The 1,985-nt window shown below is 61.5% G+C and carries 3 protein-coding genes; 1 reads left to right on the forward strand and 2 read right to left on the reverse strand.

Annotation, left to right across the window (positions count from 1 at the left end; all coding sequences use genetic code 11):
• On the reverse strand, positions 1–357 hold a 357-nt coding region (locus AB0J68_RS31615; protein ID WP_363942482.1), incomplete at its 3' end, for a hypothetical protein.
• Positions 358–589: 232 nt separating this feature from the next.
• Here AB0J68_RS31615 and AB0J68_RS31620 point away from each other — a divergent pair.
• On the forward strand, positions 590–1,042 hold the full coding sequence (locus AB0J68_RS31620) for a hypothetical protein (RefSeq protein ID WP_363942484.1): 453 nt from the start codon (positions 590–592) through the stop codon (positions 1,040–1,042).
• 227 nt (positions 1,043–1,269) lie between these two features.
• Here the strand turns inward: AB0J68_RS31620 and AB0J68_RS31625 are convergent, their stop codons facing one another.
• Positions 1,270–1,449 carry a hypothetical protein gene (locus AB0J68_RS31625; protein WP_363942487.1) on the reverse strand — a complete coding sequence of 60 codons (180 nt, stop codon included), beginning with the start codon at positions 1,447–1,449 and terminating at the stop codon, positions 1,270–1,272.
• Positions 1,450–1,985: the final 536 nt, after the last annotated feature.

Below are 1,985 nucleotides of genomic sequence, written 5' to 3' on the forward strand. Positions count from 1 at the left end.
AATCAGCCCGCCATTCGTGATGCCCTTTTCCTTGGCCGTAGCCTCGATTACCGACCTAGCGAGCAGGACTCCCGCTCGATATGCCTTAATGCTGTGACACCTGTGGGCCTCATCCGCAGTCTCAGCGATGTGGGCCGGGACGTCGGGGAATTCCTTCCCAGCGACCCTGTCGGCCCACAGACTGAAAATCGTCTTTCCGGATTGGTCGACGAGGCCGGCGACAGCAGTGCCGCACGCGACGCACACCAATGCCGCCTTGTAGCGCGTTTCGCCGATCCACCCAAAGTCAGGATCGCCGGTCCAGACGATCCTGAACAAGGACCGAGTTGAGCATCGAGGACAGGTTTCGGTCAGCACGCAGGCAGGCTACTGGACGGGGGTGACGACTTGCCAGGGAGATGATCACCGATGTCGTGGCGAGCCGCTTCTAGTCCGCAAGAGGCCCGACCGACGGCAGGAGAGTGGTGTGAGGTGTCGGGAGGTGTTTCCGCTGTTCGGCTGGCATGTGATCAGGTTGGCGGGGCGGGCCGTCCAACGACGACGGACGACTGCCAGGTGAGGCGATGGCAGCAGCAGTTACCGTTCGTGTATGACTCAGACCCCTTGGTGGGGGGTACCACTTCTAGCTGGCCTGTTTGCTATTGGCGGTGTAGTGGTATCCCAGGTGGTGACGATCGCTCTTGACCGCGTGAAGGCCAGAAGAGAAGACGCTCGGCGATGGCACGCCGAACGCCGGCAGGTCTACGTTGGCTACATCATGGAACTTCAGCGCACGGGTCAGCAGTTTTACATTCACCGAGAGGATAAAGAAAAGGCTGATGAATTGTCCGAGCCCTTCAATGAGCTGATGTTCAAGGCGGAGGAGGTGATTTTAATTGCCTCGGATGATGTGCGAGCAATAGTCGGGAACCTAAACAAGTGGTTCATTGGAATCTCGCGTCTGCACGAGGAGGGCGATTTGGAGGCTGAGGTATTCGGTTACTACCATGAGCAGATCGCGGCCTTCAGGGACGCTGTGAGGCGAGAACTTCAGATCAAGTAGGGCGAGCTGCGAGGCCGGCGGGCAGGGTGGCGCACGTATGGGCGGTCGGCATCTGGTCCGCAAGAGGTCGGCGGACCGCAGGGAAGCGGTGTGAGAAGTCGAGAAGCCTTTCCGCTGCTAGACCGCCATGTGCCCAGGTTGATGGGGCAGGCAATTTGATCTCGTAATGCGTAGGTCGACGGTTCGATTCCGTCAGGCGGCTCCATAGAAAAGCCCAGGTCATAGGCTTAATCGCCGATCATGACCTGGGCCTTTTGCATGCGGTCGCGAAGCTGAGCAGCCAAGCGGGCCGGTTGGCGCGCGAGGTACACACCAGGCAACCGTGGCGCCTGCTGAATCGCGAGTGCGAAGGGCATCCATGGGGACCAGGGCGAGAGGTCGGCGATGAAGCCGAAGGCGTCGACCATGTCGGGGGATGCTGCACCGAAGTAGGCGAGCGAGCAAGCGGCGGGCCGCGTAGCAGCCGGCCCAAAGCCCACGAGTCAGCCAAAAGTCAGCGAACGCCGTGGTACGTCACCGATGCCAACGGTCAAAGTAGGCAAGACGCCGAGGTCTGGACCACAGAGAACGACATCTGCCGGCACTGGTCGACAACACCGACCAGGCTTCCCCGGCGGGTGTCGCAGCCCTCCGCCAACGCCTCGTCGGCGGTCCAAGAGGGCCAGCCGGCCGCAGGCCGACGACTGTGCACGTGGACAGCAGGGGAGTGCAGCAAGGCTAGAGGCGGTGCCCCACCGCTCCCGACCTGTACAAGCCGCTTGTGACCCTTGGACGCAGCCGTACCAGAAGCCACCGCCAAGAGTTCGGGACGAAGAGGTCGTCGGTTCAAATCCGGCCACCCCGACTAGCTAAGGGACGTCTCGTAACCCCGGTGTCTGTCTAGTCAGGACGGTCGGTCAGGATCCCTGGGTGCAGGTGATCACCGCAGTCAACCCTGACTGGA

Origin of the sequence: Micromonospora sp. NPDC049580 (genome assembly GCF_040675595.1) — a bacterium.
In the GTDB taxonomy this organism is placed as follows: domain Bacteria; phylum Actinomycetota; class Actinomycetes; order Mycobacteriales; family Micromonosporaceae; genus Micromonospora.

Coding starts and splice junctions, on each gene's coding strand:
- AB0J68_RS31620 (WP_363942484.1), top strand. CDS start 590: ATGACTCAGACCCCTTGGTGGGGGGTACCACTTCTAGCTGGCCTGTTT.
- AB0J68_RS31625 (WP_363942487.1), bottom strand. CDS start 1,449: ATGGTCGACGCCTTCGGCTTCATCGCCGACCTCTCGCCCTGGTCCCCA.